The sequence below is a fragment of the Mycobacterium sp. OAE908 genome (genome assembly GCF_017872775.1).
Classification (GTDB): domain Bacteria; phylum Actinomycetota; class Actinomycetes; order Mycobacteriales; family Mycobacteriaceae; genus Mycobacterium.
This window is the reverse complement of the sequence record NZ_JAGGJL010000001.1, coordinates 525,637-542,585: the sequence shown is the minus strand read 5'-3', so window position 1 is coordinate 542,585 and position 16,949 is coordinate 525,637. Positions and strand designations below refer to the sequence as shown.

The 16,949-nt window shown below is 63.4% G+C and carries 16 protein-coding genes; 10 read left to right on the top strand and 6 right to left on the bottom strand.

The genetic code is table 11. The features are described from left to right. Positions 1-142: 142 nt before the first annotated feature. From J3E61_RS02620 to J3E61_RS02575, 10 genes are all read left to right on the top strand, one after another. Positions 143-829: a hypothetical protein gene (locus J3E61_RS02620; protein ID WP_210085401.1), complete on the top strand. Its 687-nt coding sequence runs from the start codon at positions 143-145 to the stop codon at positions 827-829. Then, positions 829-1,482: a cytochrome c oxidase subunit 3 gene (locus J3E61_RS02615; RefSeq protein WP_210082508.1), complete on the top strand. Its 654-nt coding sequence runs from the start codon at positions 829-831 to the stop codon at positions 1,480-1,482. Before J3E61_RS02620 ends, J3E61_RS02615 begins: the two co-directional genes overlap by 1 nt. Further along, a complete protein-coding gene (locus J3E61_RS02610) occupies positions 1,479-1,751 on the top strand; it encodes a cytochrome C oxidase subunit IV family protein (RefSeq protein ID WP_210082507.1) in 273 nt (90 codons plus the stop codon). Before J3E61_RS02615 ends, J3E61_RS02610 begins: the two co-directional genes overlap by 4 nt. Positions 1,752-1,885: 134 nt before the next feature. Further along, on the top strand, positions 1,886-2,287 hold the full coding sequence (locus J3E61_RS02605; protein WP_210082506.1) for an SCP2 sterol-binding domain-containing protein: 402 nt from the start codon (positions 1,886-1,888) through the stop codon (positions 2,285-2,287). A 3-nt stretch (positions 2,288-2,290) separates the two neighbouring features. Next, the gene (locus J3E61_RS02600; RefSeq protein ID WP_210082505.1) at positions 2,291-3,829 is read left to right on the top strand and encodes an acyl-CoA synthetase; all 1,539 of its coding nucleotides are present in this window, start codon (positions 2,291-2,293) and stop codon (positions 3,827-3,829) included. Then, positions 3,826-5,085 carry a cytochrome P450 gene (locus tag J3E61_RS02595; protein WP_210082504.1) on the top strand — a complete coding sequence of 420 codons (1,260 nt, stop codon included), beginning with the start codon at positions 3,826-3,828 and terminating at the stop codon, positions 5,083-5,085. The genes J3E61_RS02600 and J3E61_RS02595 overlap by 4 nt, the downstream gene beginning before the upstream one ends. Before the next feature lie 14 nt (positions 5,086-5,099). Next, on the top strand, positions 5,100-5,891 hold the full coding sequence (locus tag J3E61_RS02590; protein ID WP_210082503.1) for a coniferyl-alcohol dehydrogenase: 792 nt from the start codon (positions 5,100-5,102) through the stop codon (positions 5,889-5,891). A 6-nt stretch (positions 5,892-5,897) separates the two neighbouring features. Continuing rightward, positions 5,898-7,286 (top strand): aldehyde dehydrogenase family protein, encoded by a 1,389-nt coding sequence (locus tag J3E61_RS02585; protein ID WP_210082502.1) that lies wholly within the window; start codon positions 5,898-5,900, stop codon positions 7,284-7,286. After that, complete coding sequence (locus J3E61_RS02580; protein ID WP_210082501.1) at positions 7,286-7,486, top strand: ferredoxin; 201 nt, start codon at positions 7,286-7,288, stop codon at positions 7,484-7,486. Before J3E61_RS02585 ends, J3E61_RS02580 begins: the two co-directional genes overlap by 1 nt. A gap of 15 nt (positions 7,487-7,501) precedes the next feature. After that, positions 7,502-9,094, top strand: a complete 1,593-nt coding sequence (locus J3E61_RS02575; protein ID WP_210082500.1) for an FAD-dependent oxidoreductase — start codon at positions 7,502-7,504, stop codon at positions 9,092-9,094. A 37-nt stretch (positions 9,095-9,131) separates the two neighbouring features. Here J3E61_RS02575 and J3E61_RS02570 read toward each other — a convergent pair whose 3' ends face one another. From J3E61_RS02570 to J3E61_RS02545, 6 genes are all read right to left on the bottom strand, one after another. Next, positions 9,132-10,274 (bottom strand): acyl-CoA dehydrogenase family protein, encoded by a 1,143-nt coding sequence (locus J3E61_RS02570; protein ID WP_210082499.1) that lies wholly within the window; start codon positions 10,272-10,274, stop codon positions 9,132-9,134. A gap of 15 nt (positions 10,275-10,289) precedes the next feature. Continuing rightward, positions 10,290-11,441: an acetyl-CoA C-acetyltransferase gene (locus tag J3E61_RS02565; RefSeq protein ID WP_210082498.1), complete on the bottom strand. Its 1,152-nt coding sequence runs from the start codon at positions 11,439-11,441 to the stop codon at positions 10,290-10,292. Between the two features lie 63 nt (positions 11,442-11,504). After that, positions 11,505-12,149 (bottom strand): TetR family transcriptional regulator, encoded by a 645-nt coding sequence (locus J3E61_RS02560; RefSeq protein ID WP_210082497.1) that lies wholly within the window; start codon positions 12,147-12,149, stop codon positions 11,505-11,507. A gap of 28 nt (positions 12,150-12,177) precedes the next feature. Beyond that, entirely contained in the window at positions 12,178-13,287 is a 1,110-nt protein-coding gene (locus J3E61_RS02555) for a hypothetical protein (RefSeq protein ID WP_210082496.1), read from the bottom strand. A gap of 4 nt (positions 13,288-13,291) precedes the next feature. Continuing rightward, complete coding sequence (locus J3E61_RS02550; RefSeq protein WP_210082495.1) at positions 13,292-14,446, bottom strand: acyl-CoA dehydrogenase family protein; 1,155 nt, start codon at positions 14,444-14,446, stop codon at positions 13,292-13,294. Positions 14,447-14,467: 21 nt separating this feature from the next. After that, positions 14,468-16,795 carry a glycerol-3-phosphate 1-O-acyltransferase gene (locus J3E61_RS02545; protein ID WP_210082494.1) on the bottom strand — a complete coding sequence of 776 codons (2,328 nt, stop codon included), beginning with the start codon at positions 16,793-16,795 and terminating at the stop codon, positions 14,468-14,470. Positions 16,796-16,949 lie beyond the last annotated feature (154 nt).

Below are 16,949 nucleotides of genomic sequence, written 5' to 3'. Positions count from 1 at the left end.
TTCAAATCCGGCACCGAGTTGTCCAACGACTTCAGACAAGACCATCTTGTGTCACTACCACCATCGCACGTATGGTTCTTATCACAGATTAAAAAATATCTGAAGCAGATCACGGAGGTCCTTGATGTCGACGAGAGTGCAGCTGCTGTGCGCGTGGTCCGGCCCGGCCACCGTGATCGTGGCGACGATCGGCTTCCTGATCGCGGGAGTGCTCCCTTTTCCGCTGGGGCCGAACAGTAGCGTGACCGAAGTCGTCGACTTCTACTCCGATAGCACTCGAGTCGCCGCAGGCCTTGTGATCGCCGGCCTCGGAGTGTGCCTCGTGTTCCCGCTCATCGCCCTCATCGGCGTGTACCTGGTGCGCATGGAAGGGCGCACGCCCACCCTGGCCTTCGTGCAGCTGATCACGGGGGCGGCCACGGGCGTCGTGCTGCTGGTGCCGCTCCTGCTCATGACAGCGATCTCGTTTCGACCGGACCGCAGTCCCGAATTGACCATGACCCTGAACGACATATCATGGCTGCTGTTCATCACCCCGATCGGGCCGTTCATGATTCAGAACATCGCAATCGGGACCGCGATCCTGCGCGACCAGCGCGGACTACTTCCCCGGTGGGTCGGTTACGTGAACTACTGGGTCGCGTTCCTCTTCGTTCCCGACGTCCTGGCGTTTTTCTTCCACAGTGGCCCGTTCGCCTGGCGAGGCATCTTCGTATTCTGGTTGGCCTTCGTCGCCTACGCCGCCTTTCTGGTGGTCATGGGCTTCACGCTCCGGCGTGCCATCCTCGACGAATCGAAGCTGGCCGCATCGGAAGCCGTTGCCGTCTAATGACACTCGATATTTCCGCCGACGCCGACCTCCCCGAGTTCCTCGGGGGAGCGCCCGCCGACTCACAGCGTGTGCGCAGGCCCGAGAGGGCAGCAGGCGAGCGGCGAACCCCCGGCGAGCCCGGACTGTGGGTCTTCATCCTCGGCGATATGTCGATGTTCGGCGCCTTCTTCGTGGTACTGCTGTGGCAGCGTCGTGCCGCACCGGCACAGTTCGCGGTCTCGGCGCAGGAACTGATGCGGCCGATCGGTTTGGTCAATACCGCTGTGCTGCTTCTCAGTTCGTATCTTGTGGTCTCCGCGTTGTGGGCGCAGCGCAGCGGTGGGATGCGCCGGGCGACACTGAGTCTGGTCGGCGCACTTGCCTGCGGGCTGGTCTTCGGGGTTTTGAAGGTAGTCGAGTATCTGCACGTCCTCGGCAACGGCCGCGCGGCGCCCGCAACGGACACGTTCTACACCTTCTACTTCGTGATGACCGGCGTGCACCTGCTGCATGTCCTGATCGGGGTGGTGTTGCTCGCTGCGTGGATGGGTGTACTGCGCAAGGGTCGAGCGGTCACGCAATTCGTCGAGGGCAGCGCCGTCTACTGGCACATGGTCGACTTGCTGTGGGTCGTCATCTTCACCCTCTTGTACCTGGTGTGTGCGGCATGACGCGCGGCATCCCGATGCGCGCCACCGCGGTGTGGATGCTGCTGATGGCCGCCACCGCGCTCACGTGGTGGCTCGGTGCCGATCACGGGGCGGGTCTCGGCGGTGGCATGACATGGGTCGCGCTAGCGATTCCCGTCGCATTTTTGAAGGTGTACTTGATCGGCTCCGAGTTCATGGAGGTAAGGACTGCTCCGCGTGCGCTTCGCCTTGTGTTCGGGGCCTGGGCGGTGGTTCTGACCGTCGTGCTAACCACTATCTACCTGCTATGACGGGCTACGCCGGATTGACCCGGCCGGATTTGGCCGCTACCGTATGTGACACACGACATAACACGTCGTAGTATCCCTTTCAGCGCCATCGGTGCCCGACTGGACACAAATTTGAATCTAGATTAAGGAGAACGATGGGGTTCAAAGATGCAGAAGAAGTTCGCACCTACATCGGCGGCATCTTCGAGACCGCATTCGCCGATCCCGAGATCGGCCCGAAGCTGGCCGACACGGGACTGGTGGTGGCGTTCGACTTCTCCGAGCCCGACGCCGTCGTCGTGATCGACATGGCCAACAAGTCGGTGCACGGAGCGGACGGGGGACCGGCACCAGCGGCAACGATGACGATGACCGCCGACACCGGTAACGCGTACTGGCAGGGCAAGGTCAACCTGCCCTTGGCGATGGCCAAAAAGAAGATCCGCGTCGACGGCAACGTGGCGAGCCTGCTCAAGCTCGCACCACTGGGAAAGAAGCTCTATCCGTCGTATGTCGAACGGCTCAAGAACGACGGCCGCGACGATCTGATCGTTTAACCCATGTACCCCGGAACGCACGCCGCATCGGCTCCCGCCCACCCGGCGGTCATCGAATCCGCCACCGGCAGGGTCCTGACCTACGCCCAACTCGAAGACAACTCCGCGCGCTTGGCTTCGGCGCTACACGCTCTCGGATTGCGTAGCGGAGACGTTGTGGCCCTGCTGTCGGACAATCGCGCTGAGGCATTCGAGGTGTATTGGGCCGCGCTGCGATCGGGCCTCTACGTGACGGCCGTCAACTGGCACCTGGCACCCGAAGAGGTCGCGTACATCCTCGAAGACAGCGGGGCTGCCGTGGTAGTCGCATCAGCAGGCGTCCGCGAACTCGCAGAACAGACGGCGAAGGTAACCGATTCGACTGCACGGTGGTTCGCCTTCGGCGGCCCGATCGACGGTTTCGAGTCCTACCAAGATCTGCTGTCGAACGCCGGCCCCAGGCTCGAGGCACAACCCCGCGGATCGGAGATGCTGTACTCCTCGGGCACCACGGGTCGCCCGAAGGGAATCAAACCGCGGCTCTTGGGAATTGACGTCGACCAGCCAGGTGATCCCTTCGCGATGTTGATGTCGAAGGTATTCGGCATCGAAGCAGGCGACGTGTATCTGTCGCCGGCACCTATCTATCACACCGCACCGTTGAAGTGGTGCGCCGCGGTGCAAGCGCTGGGCGCAACGGTCGTCCTGATGGACCGCTTCGGTGCCGAACCGATGCTGGAGGCGATCGAGAGGTACGGGGTGACGGCGACCCAGGTGGTGCCGACGATGTTCATCCGGATGCTCCAACTTCCCGACGAGGTCCGTACCCGCTTCGATGTGACGTCACTGAGGCTGGCCGTGCATGCGGCGGCGCCGTGTCCGCCGGAAGTCAAGGACGCGATGATCGATTGGTGGGGACCGATTCTGGTCGAGTACTACGGCGCGACCGAAGGACACGGCACCACGGTCATCACCACCTCCGAGTGGACATCGAAGCGGGGGTCGGTGGGCCGAGCCGCCCTGGGCGTGTTGCACGTGTGCGACGACGACGGCGCGGAGCTGCCAGCAGGCGACATCGGGACGATCTACTTCGAGCGCGAGGTGGCTCCGTTCGAGTATCACAACGACCCCGACAAGACAGCGGCATCACGACATCCGTTGCACGACAACTGGACCACGGTGGGTGATGTCGGTTATTTGGACGAAGACGGCTACCTCTTCCTGACCGACCGCAAGGCCTTCATGATCATCTCCGGTGGAGTCAACATCTACCCACAGGAGATCGAGAACGTCCTCGCCGTACACCCTCTGGTGTTCGACGTCGCCGTCATTGGCGTACCGGACGAAGAGATGGGCGAGCAGGTCAAGGCCGTCGTGCAGTTGCGCGACAACGTGACCCCGAATGATGACCTGGCGCGCGAACTGATCGACTACGTGCGTGACCGCATCGCCCATTACAAGGCGCCTCGGACGGTCGACTTCGTCGACGAATTGCCAAGGACCGCAACCGGAAAGCTTGCCAAACGAAACCTCATTGACCGCTACGCGAAGGGACGGCCATGACCATCGAGGCACCACAACGCATGCGACCCTATGATCCGGTGAGCATCTCGCCGGTCGAATTCTGGGCGATGACGGCAGACGAGCGAGAGAAGTCGTTCAAGACGTTGCGCGATGAGCGGCCGCTCAGTTGGCACCCTCCGATCGAGGGCGCGTTGTTGCCCGTCGAAATCGACGGGGTGTGGGCCGTCACTCGCCACGAGGACATCACCTACGTAAGCAAGAATCCCGAGCTGTTCTGTTCGGGCCAGGGCGTCATGATCGAAGCGGTTCCCGACGACATCCTCGATGCCGCGCAGTCGTTCCTGGCCATGGACGCTCCGCAACACTCCACTCTGCGGCGCCTCATCAGCTCCGTGTTCACGCCGCGCCAGGTGGCCAAGATCCAAGACCAGGTGAACAACCAGGCCGTCCGGATCGTCGACGATCTGATCAAGACGACCGACGGTGACTTCGTCGAGCAGGTGTCGAAGAAGCTGCCGATGTGGACGGTCTACGAGATGATCGGGCTGCCGGAGGAGCAGCGCGACGAGGCCGCCCACCACGCGGACGGCATGGTCTCCTGGGCGGATGCCGACGTCGCCGCCGGCCGGGAACCGGGTCAGGTCATCAACGATTCCCTCGTCGGTCTACTGACCCTCGGACTGGAGCTGGCCGAGCAGCGCCGTGCCGCCCCCGGCAACGACCTCATGTCACAGCTCGTGCAAGCCGAGGTCGACGGACGGCAGCTGACCGATGACGAACTCGGCGCCTTCTTCGTGTTGCTGTCAGTCGCGGGGAACGACACGACACGCAACACGATCTCGTTGACCACCATGGCGTTACAACAGCATCCCGAACAGCGCGCTCTGCTCGAGCGTGACTACGACGCCACCATCAAGGTCGCCATCGAGGAGTTCGTCCGTTGGGGCAGCCCGGTGATGACCTTCCGCCGCACCGCAACTCAGGACACCGTGTTGCGGGAGCAGGAGATCAAACAGGGCGACTGGGTGTTGATGATCTACTCGTCCGGTAACCGCGACGAGAGGGTCTTCGCCGACCCATACAAGTTCGATCTGACACGCAAGCCCAACCCCCACGTCGGCTTCGGCGGCGGCGGGCCGCACTTCTGCATGGGAGCGTTTCTCGCGAAAATGCAACTCGAGGCGTTCTTCCGCGAGTTGATCTTCCGGGCGCCGACGCTGCGGGTCGGCCAACCGGAATATCTGACCGGCAACTTCGTCCACGCAGTCAAATCACTGCCCTACACCCTCGACTAGAAGGGCCCATCGCCATGTCGGACTTCACCGGAAAGCGCTACCTCGTCACCGGCGCCGCTTCGGGTATCGGCCACGCCACCGCCGAACTTCTGTTGGCAGCGGGTGCCGAGGTGATCTCACTGGATCGCAACGTGGCTCGCGCGGCCGTCACCCGCCACGTCGAGGTGGACCTCGCCAATCCGCGAAGCATCGATGCCGCTCTCGAACAGATCGACGGTGAGTTCGACGGCTTGATGAACATCGCGGGCATCCCCGGCACCGCACCGGCCGATGTCGTCGTGGCCGTGAACACCTTGGCGGTGCGCCATCTCACCGAAGCCGTGATGACCCGACTCCGTCCAGGTGGCTCCGTCACCATCGTGTCGTCGACGGCGGGCTTCGGGTGGCCGGAGCGCCTGGACGATATCCGCGACTTCCTGGCCACAGACACCTTCGAGGACGGTGCGGCCTGGTTCAAGGAACATCCGCTAAAGGGCAACGCCTACAACTTCTCCAAGGAGGCGAGCACCGTCTACACGCTCACCATGGGACTGGCGTTCGCTCAGATGGGTCTTCGCATCAACGCGGTGTTGCCAGGGCCGGTGGAAACCCCGATTCTGGTGGACTTCGAAAAGTCCATGGGCAAGGACACCCTCGACGGCGTGAAGGAACTGCTCGGCCGCCACGCCACCCCGGAGGACATCGCCGAAGCAGTGGTGTTCTTGGCCTCTGACGCTGCCCGGTGGATCAACGGCCATCCGCTCGTGGTCGACGGCGGCATCACCGGCGCGGTCGCGTCCGGCCTGGTTCCGGTTCCGGAGTTCTGATCGGGCATGACGACATCGGTATCCACCACGTCAGCTCCCGCGGCAGAATTGGTCGCGAAACTGCGCTCGTTCTTCGCTGAAGGCTCTACCACTGAATTGCGTTGGCGGACTGAGCAGTTGCGCGGTCTGCAGCGACTTCTCGTCGAACAGGAAGATGCGATCGTCGATGCGCTGGCGAGCGATCTCGGCCGGCCGCCGCCAGAGGCGTGGCTGGGGGACATCGCATCGACGCAGGCCGAGGTCGCGTATGCGCTCAAACACCTGAAGAAGTGGATGCGCCGTCGACGAGCGTCGGTTCCGCTTACGCAACTACCCGCCCGAGCATGGGTGCAGTACGAACCTCTCGGCGTGGTCCTCGTCATCGGGCCGTGGAACTACCCGGTGTACCTGAGTCTGGGCCCGCTCGTCGCCGCGTTGGCAGCCGGAAACTGTGCGGTCGTCAAACCGTCGGAGCTGGCGCCGGCGACGTCGGCGCTGCTGGCAAGGCTGTTGCCGCGCTATCTCGACCCGCGCGCTGTGCGCGTCGTGGAAGGTGATGCCACCACCACGCAGGAGTTGTTGGCGCAGGGATTCGATCACGCCTTTTTCACCGGCGGAACAGAGATCGGGCGCAAGATCATGGCTGCGGCCGCACCGACGCTCACCCCCGTCACCCTCGAGTTGGGCGGCAAAGGGCCCGTCATCGTCGCCGCCGATGCAGACCTTGACGTCGCTGCCCGCCGAATCGCGTGGGTGAAGTTGATGAACTCCGGCCAAACGTGCATCGCCCCGGACTACGTTCTCGCCGAACACACCATCGCGTCGGTGCTCACGGAGAAGATCATCGCCAACCTCGAGCAATTCCGATCCGGGGAATCCGATCCGCGACTCCCGATCGTCAACCGCCGCCAGTTCGATCGACTGACGTCACTCATCGATCAAACAGGTGGCGAAATCCGCTGTGGCGGTACGTACAACGCTGACACATTGCGCATCGACGCGACGGTCATCGCCGATCCGCGACCGAGCGACCCGGTGATGGTCGACGAGATTTTCGGCCCGATTCTGCCCGTGCTCTCGGTGGACACGATCGACGACGCGGTGCAGTTCGTGAACGACCGTCCGAAGCCACTCGGCTTGTACGTGTTCTCGAGTAACGCAGCGGCGCAACGGATCATCGACCGAATACCCTCCGGCGGCGCGGTGATCAACCACCTTGCCATGCACTGCCTCGTTCCTTCGTTGCCCTTCGGTGGCGTCGGCGAGAGCGGAATGGGTGCCTACCACGGCAAGTGGGGTTTCGAAACGTTCAGTCACCGCCGCGCCGTGCTGTCCAAGCCCACCTGGCCCGACCCGCGGCTGATCTACCCGCCGTACACACCGCGCGCCCTGAAAATGATGCGGAGGATGTTCTAGTGAGGCTACGCGTGGACTCGTCGAAGTGCTCCGGTATAGGTCTGTGCGAGATGACGGCACCGACCATTTACCAGGTGGGTGATGACGGCAGATCACACCTGCTACAGGACGACCCGGACACCAGCGAAATGCCAACTGTGACAGAAGCGGTCGCGAACTGCCCCACCGGTGCGCTGTCGATCGAAGCCGACGAGACTTAAGGAGCCTTGCCCGTCATGGCCTACGTCATCACCCAGAACTGCTGCAAGGACGCGAGTTGCGTTCCCGTCTGTCCGGTGGACTGCATTCGTCCGACACCGACCGGCGACTTCGACGTCGCGCCGATGCTGTACATCGATCCCGTCGCCTGCATCGACTGCGGGGCATGCATGGAGGAATGCCCGGTCGGCGCTATCTATTACGAAGACGATCTCCCGTCTGACCAACGCCGTTTCCGCGACCTCAACGCCGCCTACTTCGCACGCCATCCACTCGAGATGTCTTATCCGACAACGGTTCGCGACCACCCGTCGGTGGAGCGTGGGGAACTGCGCGTCGCGATCGTCGGTACAGGCCCGGCGGCACTGTACGCCGCAAGTGATCTGCTCCGCATCGGGGGTGTGGAGGTCAATCTGTTCGAGCGGCTTCCGACTCCGTTCGGGTTGATCCGCGCAGGAGTTGCGCCGGACCATCAGCGCACGAAGGAGGTCGCCGAGTCGTTCCGCCACGTATTCGCCGACAGCAAGGTGAACTGCTACTTCAACGTCGAAATCGGACGTGATCTGACCCACGCCGAGTTGGTCGCGAGCCACCATGCCGTCATCTATGCCGTCGGAGCCTCCAGAAGCCGCGACTTGGCGGTACCCGGTGAAGGTCTTCCAGGGAATCACGCGGCCTCCGATTTCGTGGCTTGGTACAACGGGCATCCCGACCACGCGGGTGATGAGTACGACCTGAGCGGCGAGCGCGCCGTCGTCATCGGCAACGGCAACGTCGCCCTCGATGTAGCTCGGCTGCTCCTGATGAACCGCGACGATCTCGCCAAAACCGACATCGCCGGTCATGCCCTGGAAGCGCTGTCGCGCAGCAATATTCGAGAAGTAGTAGTACTCGGTCGCCGTGGTGCGCGGTATGCCGCCTTCTCGTCGGCCGAGCTACTCGCGTTGGGGCATCTGCCGGGCGTCGACGTGGTAGTGGAAGCCGCTGACTTGACCGTCGGCGAGGACGACGACATCGACACCGCCGCAAAGCTCGGCATCATGTCCGAGTTCGCGGCCCGTGCCGTTCATCCAGATAACAAGCGGATCGTGCTGAGGTTCGATTCCGTGCCCACGGCGATCATCGGTGTATCGCAGGCAACGGGCGTGCGAGTGAGGGCAGGCGATGACGAGCAGGTCATCGACTCGCCGCTGATTCTGCGCTCGATCGGGTATGTCGGCGAGGCGATTCCGGGGCTGCCGTTCGATCACGACGCCGGTGTGGTGCCCAACGATCACGGTCGAGTGGTCGGCACGAACGGAGCTGAACCGGGTGTCTACGTCACCGGGTGGATCAAACGTGGAGCCCGCGGTGTTATCGGCACCAACCGGCAATGCGCCCGTGAGACGGTCGGCAAGCTATGGCAGGACTTCGATGAAGGTCTGCTCAGCCTCGACGTCACTGCCAAGTCCGGCGTTGGCGAGTTGCTGGCCCGACGTGGCGTCGAGCCGATAGACACCGTCGGCTGGCGCGCGATCGATACAGCCGAACGTCTTCGCGGCCGCGAGGTCGAACGCCCGCGCGTGAAGTTCGTGGACATCGCCGAGATGCTGGTGACGGCCCGCGGGTGACCGCGGATACTGGACGGTCCGTTCGCTTAGGGATCGATCATCGCGCGAGGTCGCGTCCGATGATCTCCTTCATGATTTCCGTGGTGCCGCCGTAGATAGTCTGGACCCGAGTGTCGAGATACGCACGAGCGACGGGGTATTCGGTCATGTAGCCGTATCCTCCGTGGAGCTGGAGGCAGCGGTCGAGAACTGACTTTTGTAGTTCACTGACGTACCACTTGCCCTTTGCGGCGTCGACCGGGTCGAGTTGACCGGAGTTGTAGGCCAGGACCGACTTGTCCACGTAGGCCTGCGCCACATCGATCTGCGTCGACATCTCGGCGAGTTCGAACCTGATGTGCTGCTGCGAGGTGAGCGGGTCGCCAAAGGCGTTGCGGGTTCTGCAGTATTCGACCGTCTGCCCGAAGATCGCGGTCGTCGTCGCAATCGCTTTGGCCGTGACGCCGAGTCGCTCCCGAGGTAGATGGCTCATCAGGTGCTGCAGGCCGTGACCCTCTTGGCCGATGAGGTTGGCGTGCGGCACGCGAGCATCGACGAAGAACAGTTCGGAGGTGTCTTGGCCGGGGAGACCGATTTTGTCGAGCTTGGCGCCTCGCTCGAACCCGGGGGTGTCCCTCTCCACCACGAACAGGCTCAGCCCCCCGGGCCCCTCATCCGTGCGCGCTGCGACGACGACGAGGTCGGCCATGAGCCCGCTTGAGATGAAGGTCTTCTGTCCGTTGATGATCCAGTGCTCGCCGTCGCGGCGCGCGGTGGTACGGATGCCGCGGAGATCACTTCCTGCGCCGGGTTCGGTCATCGCGAGCGCGCCAAGGATGTCTCCCGAGGCGAATCCCGGCAACCATCGTTGTTTCTGCTCTTCGGATGTGAGGTCAAGCAGATAGTGCAGCACGAGGTCGTCCTGCAGGCTCACGGTCAGCCCGAATGACAGTGCATTGATCCGCGCGACCTCCTCGCACACGACCATCCGGTAGCGGTAGTCGTGCTCACCGGATCCGCCGAAGCGCTCGTCGATCTGGAGACCGTACAGGCCGGCCTTGGCTGCGCGGGCGTAGACCGTCCGGTCGATCCAACGGGCGTCATCCCAATCGTGTTGGTGAGGAACGACTTCGCGAGCGAGGAACTCCCGCACGGTTTCCCGGTAGACCTCGTGATCGTCGTTGTATAGCTCGCGCAGCATCGTCGTCCCGCCGCGCTAGAGGCGTTCGATGATCGTCACGTTGGCTTGGCCGCCACCCTCGCACATCGTTTGCAGGCCGTATCGGGCGCCGGTGCGTTCGAGTTCGTGGAGCAGTGAGGTCATCAGTCGAGCGCCCGTGCAGCCGATGGGATGCCCCAGGGCGATGGCCCCGCCGTTGGGGTTGACGCGTGCCGGGTCGGCGCCGAGCTCGGCCAACCAGGCAAGCACCACCGGGGCGAACGCCTCGTTGATCTCCACGGCGTCGATGTCGTCGATCGACATGCCGGTGCGTTTGAGCGCGTGCTGGGTGGCCGGAATCGGTGCGGTCAGCATCATGACGGGATCGCTACCGCGCACCGACATGTGGTGAATCCGCGCGCGGGGAGTGAGCCCGAAGCGCTTCACCGCATCGTCGGAAGCGATGAGTAAAGCCGCGGCGCCGTCGGAGATCTGACTGGCCACCGCGGCGGTGAGCAGTCCTCCCTCGGTCAGGGTCGGCAGGGTGGCCATTTTCTCCAGCGACGTGTCCCGGCGCGGCCCCTCATCGACGCTCACTCCCGCGTAGGGAACGATCTCGCGTTCGAAGTAGCCGGCGTCGATGGCTGCGATCGCACGATCGTGGCTCTGCAATGCGAAGCGCTCGTTGTCCTCCCGGGAGAGCTGCCAGTGCTCGGCGATCAGCTCGGCGCCACGGAACTGGGAGATCTCCTGGGTGCCGTAGCGCGACTCCCAGCCGCGGCATCCGGTCCAGGGATCGGTGGCACCGTATGGCTCACCGGCAGCGAAGGCGCTCAGAATCGGGTACTGGGTCATCTTCTGGACACCGCCGGCAACGATGAGGTCCGACGTGCCGCTCATGACGGCTTGCGCGGCGAAATGCACTGCCTGCTGGGCGGATCCGCACTGACGATCGATCGTGACGCCTGGTACCGACTCCGGGAGCCCGGCGGCGAGTGCGGATGTTCGGGCGATGTCGCCGGCTTGTGCGCCGATGTTGTCCAGGCAGCCAAGGATCACGTCATCGATGGCGGCCGGATCGATGTCCTGTCGGCCGACCACTGTCTTGATCACGTGGGCGGCCATGTCCGCCGGGTGTTCGCCGGCGAACCCGCCCTTGCGTCTACCAACTGCGGTCCGCGCCGCGTCAACGATGAAAGCTTCAGCCATGACAATAATTTAACAGAGAATCAAAAAAGATCAAATGCGGATCCGAAGAGCGGAAAGAACCCACTACGGGGGATGTGGACTCGCCGCCAGCCCGTGGCGGACGAGGCTGCGTGCGTTGGCGACGACGGCGTCCACCGAACTGCGTCGCGGATCGAACCATTCTGCGGCCCAGTTCAATGCGCCCACGACAAGCAACTGAGCGAGTCTCGCGTCGAGTTCGGGTCGCAGTTCGCCGTCGGCGTGGGCTTGGTCGAACAGTCCGCTCCAGAGTGCGCCATAGGCCTGTTCCTCGTCGCGCTGGCGCGTCCGTAGTTGGTCGGGGATCTGCCCCGAGTTCCGTATCGACGCCGTCGTGTAGTCCGAAAGTTCCAGTTCATGCCGCAAGTGGGCCTCGACGGCGACCAGGATGCGCTCGAGCATGGGGGTCTCAGGAGGCAATGCATCGAGGGACTTCCGAAGGTGCACCCGCATGTCCGCGATGCCCGCGTACATGACCTCCTCGATCAGATCGTCGCGCGAGGAGAAGTAGTAGTAAATGGCGGGCGCCGCAACCTCAGCGCTGGATGCGACGTCGCAGAGGCGGGTGCCGGCGTAACCCTTGATGCTCAGCACATGCGCCGCGGCATCCAGGATGCGGACGCGCGTGCGGGCTGCCTTCGACTCGCTGTCCGACTGCCTCGAGGCCGACCAGAGCAGATTTCTATCCACAGTTAGATAATATGCGTGCCGGACGCCTCTAGGAGGGCGATCTGGCGGCCGCCCCGCCAAGGAAGTCGGCGAAACCGTAGTGCGGGTACGCGCCGATGACGACCTGCTCCAGTACTCCGAGCCCGTGCCGGCCGCGCCACGAGGCTCGAACGAGTTGCTGCACGTGGAGGTTTTCGGGAGCCATCGGGTCGAGGTCTGCGATGTCGTAAGACTCGCTTGCAACGGCGAGTTCGTCGTGCCACTTCCCGTGCGCCCACGTCGGGTGGCCGTATCCCAGGCCCTTCATCTGAAAAGTCGCGAGTGGTTCGAGTCTCATCTCGTCTGACGCGCCATCGATCGTGTGAGTGACGAGGACGGCCTTCCGGGCGCGTCGGGTGCCCGGAATCCAACTGACCGAATGGTCGACGCGGGCGAAGTGGACCGACTCTGCACTCACCGATGCTGCGGACTTCGGGACTACGAAAGCGTCTCGGGCCCAAGAGGTGCCATCGGGATCTTCGAAGACGAGGAAGTGAAAGCACTCGTCGTCGAAGTGAATCGGCGCCCACAGAAACAGAACCTCCGGAGGCGCGGACGGCGCACCGTCTGTCCATCCGTGCGTGGATCGCGATCCCCACGATCTGTCCTTGGTGGCGTGCACGCCGTCGGTGCCGAGTCCGATCCGTTTCCCGGCGACCTCCAGCTCGCCGGTCCACGTACCCCACTGGGTGGCTCTGGTGGCATCCATGTACAACCGTGCGCCGCGGTAGGCGGTTTGGCGGGTCTCTTCGACCGCAGCCGTTGTCGCGGTGTAGGTGAGGTCGGCGACTATCCCGTGATCGGGGGCGTCCACGATGACGCGGTTGACCCGCATCGGCTCGATGATCTCGATCCGGATCGGCCCGACAGAGGTGTCCACCGGGTTGGGGCCGATGCGACCACTGGCGAACACCGAGTGTTGTCGGCCGTCGACCACAGCCGAGAACGCTCCATCCACGAGCTCGCGGTTCGGATATACGCAGAATGCGACGCCGAACATCAGGTCGTCGCGGAAACCGTTGAACCAGAAGCGATCGTAGTGATGAGGGCTCCCGGACCCGGCGTGCGCGAGGGGGAGTGCGGTCTGGTGGACGGGATAGTCGTCGAATCCGATCAGCATCGAGTTAGATACCTCCGCGAGACACCAGTTGGCCGGCGATGACGTTGCGCTGGATTTCGTTGGTGCCCTCGCCGACGATCATCAGAGGAGCGTCGCGGAAGTAGCGCTCGACGTCGTACTCGGTCGAGTATCCATAGCCGCCGTGAATGCGCACGGCGTTGAGCGCGATCTCCATGGCGATTTCAGAAGCGAACAGCTTCGCCATACCGGCTTCCATGTCGGCCCGTTCGCCGCTGTCGTAGCGTTCGGCCGCGTAGCGGGTCAACTGGCGCGCCGCGGTCAACTTGGTCGCCATGTCGGCCAGGTAGTTGCCGATCGACTGGTGCTTCCAGATCGGCTGCCCGAAGCTCTCGCGTTCCTGCGCGTAGCGCAGCGCATCCTCCAGCGCCGCAGTGGCCACGCCGAGTGCGCGAGATGCGACCTGAATGCGGCCCGTCTCAAGCCCTTTCATCATCTGGGCGAAGCCCAGGCCGGGATCGCCTCCGAGTATCGCCTCGGCAGGAACGCGACAGTCGTCGAACGACAGCTCGCACGACTCCACGCCCTTGTAGCCAAGCTTGGGCAGGTCACGGGACACCGTCAATCCTGCTCCGTGCTCTACCAGTACCACCGAAATGCCCTTGTGCTTGGGCACGGCGTTGGGGTCGGTCTTGCACAGCAGTGCGATGAGGCCCGATCGGCGCGCATTGCTGATCCACGTTTTCGATCCGTTGATAATCAGGTCGTTGCCCTCTCGGCGGGCAACCGTCGTCATGTTCTGTAGATCCGAGCCGCCGCCGGGTTCGGTCAGCGCCATGGTCGCGCGCATGTCACCCGACGCCATGGCGGGCAGGTACTTCTGCTTCTGCTCGTCGGTGCCGAACTGGCTGACCAGCTTGGCGACGACGGTGTGCCCGCCCATCGCGCCAGCCAGGCTCATCCAGCCGCGAGCCAGTTCCTGGGTGACCTCGACGTAGCAGGGCGTGCTCACGGGCGTACCGCCGTACTCCTCCGGTACAGCCAAACCGAAGATGCCGATGCGCTTCATCTGTTCGATCCACGCGTCCGGGTACTCGTTGGCGTGCTCGACATCGCGCACGGTGGGCTTGACCTCTCGATCGACGAATTCGCGCACGGTGTCGACGAGCATCGTCTCTTCGTCGTTCAGGTGAAAACTCACTGGGTTACCTCGTGTCAGTTTCTATTCTGAATTAAACAATGTTAGCGCACCCGTCGTTGCGAGCCTTTCGACGGTATCGAGATCCACGAGAATTCCGCGCAACTCTGATCGGAAGGCCGCACGGCGTTCGCGGAGGTCAGCACTCGGCGTCGTGAGCAGGCCCTGGTCGGCGACCACTTGCCGCGCGGTGGCGAACAATAGCGTCGACACCGACTCATTGCTGCGGACTCGCTGCGCGACGTATTGGCGGCCGAGGCCGAGCGCACGCTGGATGAGGTCCGCGTTGTCGAGCGGTTCGTCAGGAAGGTGATGGAGGACGTCGGCGACGATGGAGTACGCCTCGAAGTAGGGCCTCAGCATCGTGGCAGCCATCAGTGGATGCTTATCCCGCAACAGTTCTCGCGTCGTATCCCCTCCGCAGGCGATTCGCTGCTCCCAATCGTGCAGCCACGTCATCTCCTCGGTGACGTGATCGGTGAACGAGGCGGAGTCCGGGAAGTAGAAATCGAACTTCAACAGGTCGCGCAACCGCGCGACTTGGTTCCAGAACACCTCGAGCCTGCCACCGTCGGATCGTGCCGTGTGCGCGAGTGCAAGCTGGATGATCGATGTCTCGAGGAACGCGTGAATGAGCGTGTTGCGATAGAACGCGGCTTGATGTTGATGTTCGGGTTGGATGAGCCAGACCGGCTCCATTCCATCGTCCACGCGAGTGACCGGATGACCTTGGGACAGCGAATCAGCCGCCGCGCGGACGCCCCCGGGTGTCCTCAACTCCGCGGCGCTGGCCGTCATCGGCAGCCGCCTGCGCTCCAGATATTCGAGCGGATCCTGCAGGGCGTGGTGTAGTCGCTCGAGGGTGAGTGCCGCGCCGCGGGTGTTCAGCAGCACGGCGGCCAGCAGCGCGGTGGCGTTGACGGGACTGGCGTGCAGTATTCGCCAAGCAACTTCGAGTGCCATCTTGTGAATCACCAGGCGCTGGCCGTCCTCGTCCACTGGGGCCGCCTGCGGGGCACCGAGATACTGCCGAACGGATACGGGCGGGGGGAACCGCACGTAGATCTTGCCGTAACTGCGCTCTCGCTGCGCCTTGATGAACTCGAAGAACCACCGGAAGCCCTCCGGTCGCTTCTCGGCACCGCGTGCGTAGTTCGCGTATTCGACGGTCTCGTGCAACTGGTCGAAGCTGATCGAAACCGGTTGTAGGAGCACGTCATCACAGCGACCGTCGACGTACGCGCTCGTGACGTAACTGATGAGCCCGAGTTTGGGCGGCAACATCTTGCCCGTGCGAGATCTGGTGCCTTCGATGGACCAGCTGAGGTTGAACCGCTTTTCGATTAGGTACGCGACGTACTGCTTGAGCGTGTACTTGTAAAGCGGGTCACTGCCGATGTTGCGCCTCACGAAGACGACGCCGGACCGTCGCATCAAGGGACCCATGAACCCGAAGGCCATGTTGACACCGCCGAAGACGTGCGCCCGCGGTAAACCGTTGTCACGTAAGGCGATCGTCAACACGAATGCATCGAGGTTCGATCGATGCGAGAACAGCATCACCGAGGGATGCTGATCGAGTCGCGCGCGCAATGCGCAGACCTCCTCGGCGTCGTAGTCGATCGAATCGAAGCCGCGACGGAGGATCAACCGGCCCATCGCCGGGACCAGGTCCACCGATGCGCGGCTCCATCCGGCAGCCATCTCGTCGAGGATCGCTCCAGCGCGGTCCACCGTCGCGCCTGGAATCTGTTCCAATCCCGAACGAAATCGTCTCGACGCCAACAGTTCCGGCTTCACGAGGCGCGGTGACTTGTACTCGGGTCCGAGTATTCGGTACTCGACTCGCTCGATCGCCAGCACTGCGCGCCGTAACACGAATTGGGCGAAGTCGATGTGGCCGCCACCGCCGACTTCGGAGTGCCACTGTCGACGGAGGTCGGCGACGCAAGCCGGTTCGCCCGACACGACCCGAGCGCGGCCTGGGAACCGCCTGACGATCGACCGCTGCCGAAACCGTGCCGGGCGGTGGGCGTCTCGGCCGGATAACCACGCGAGAGTTTTGGACAGGACGCCGACGTGGCCCGGTGACCACATCACGCGCACCGGAACCACCTCGGTAAGGGCGTTGGTCGCGAGAAGGTCGGCGAGGCGATTCTGCAAAGCGACTGGTGGGAAGCCTCGCGGCAGCTGCACCACCTCGACGATGTCGCTGGTGCTCGCACGCCTCGAAAGCCACTCGTCGACGAGACGAAGTTCGACGTCCGAAGTAACTGCGGCCAGTACCAACGTGCTGTCGGCGACCCCTGTGAGGGAGCCACTGATGGAGGCGTTGCTCGATGGCGACGTCACGCTCGTGTCCCGAGCCTGACGGCCACCAGACGGACGCGGTTGCCGGTGTTGGATTGTTGCAGAAGATGCATCACGACCGTCCCCCATGTGTCGTCGACACCCGAAGTTTAACCCAAATTAGAAAAAGTGTCGAAGCGGTTGGTCCGAAGGTCGA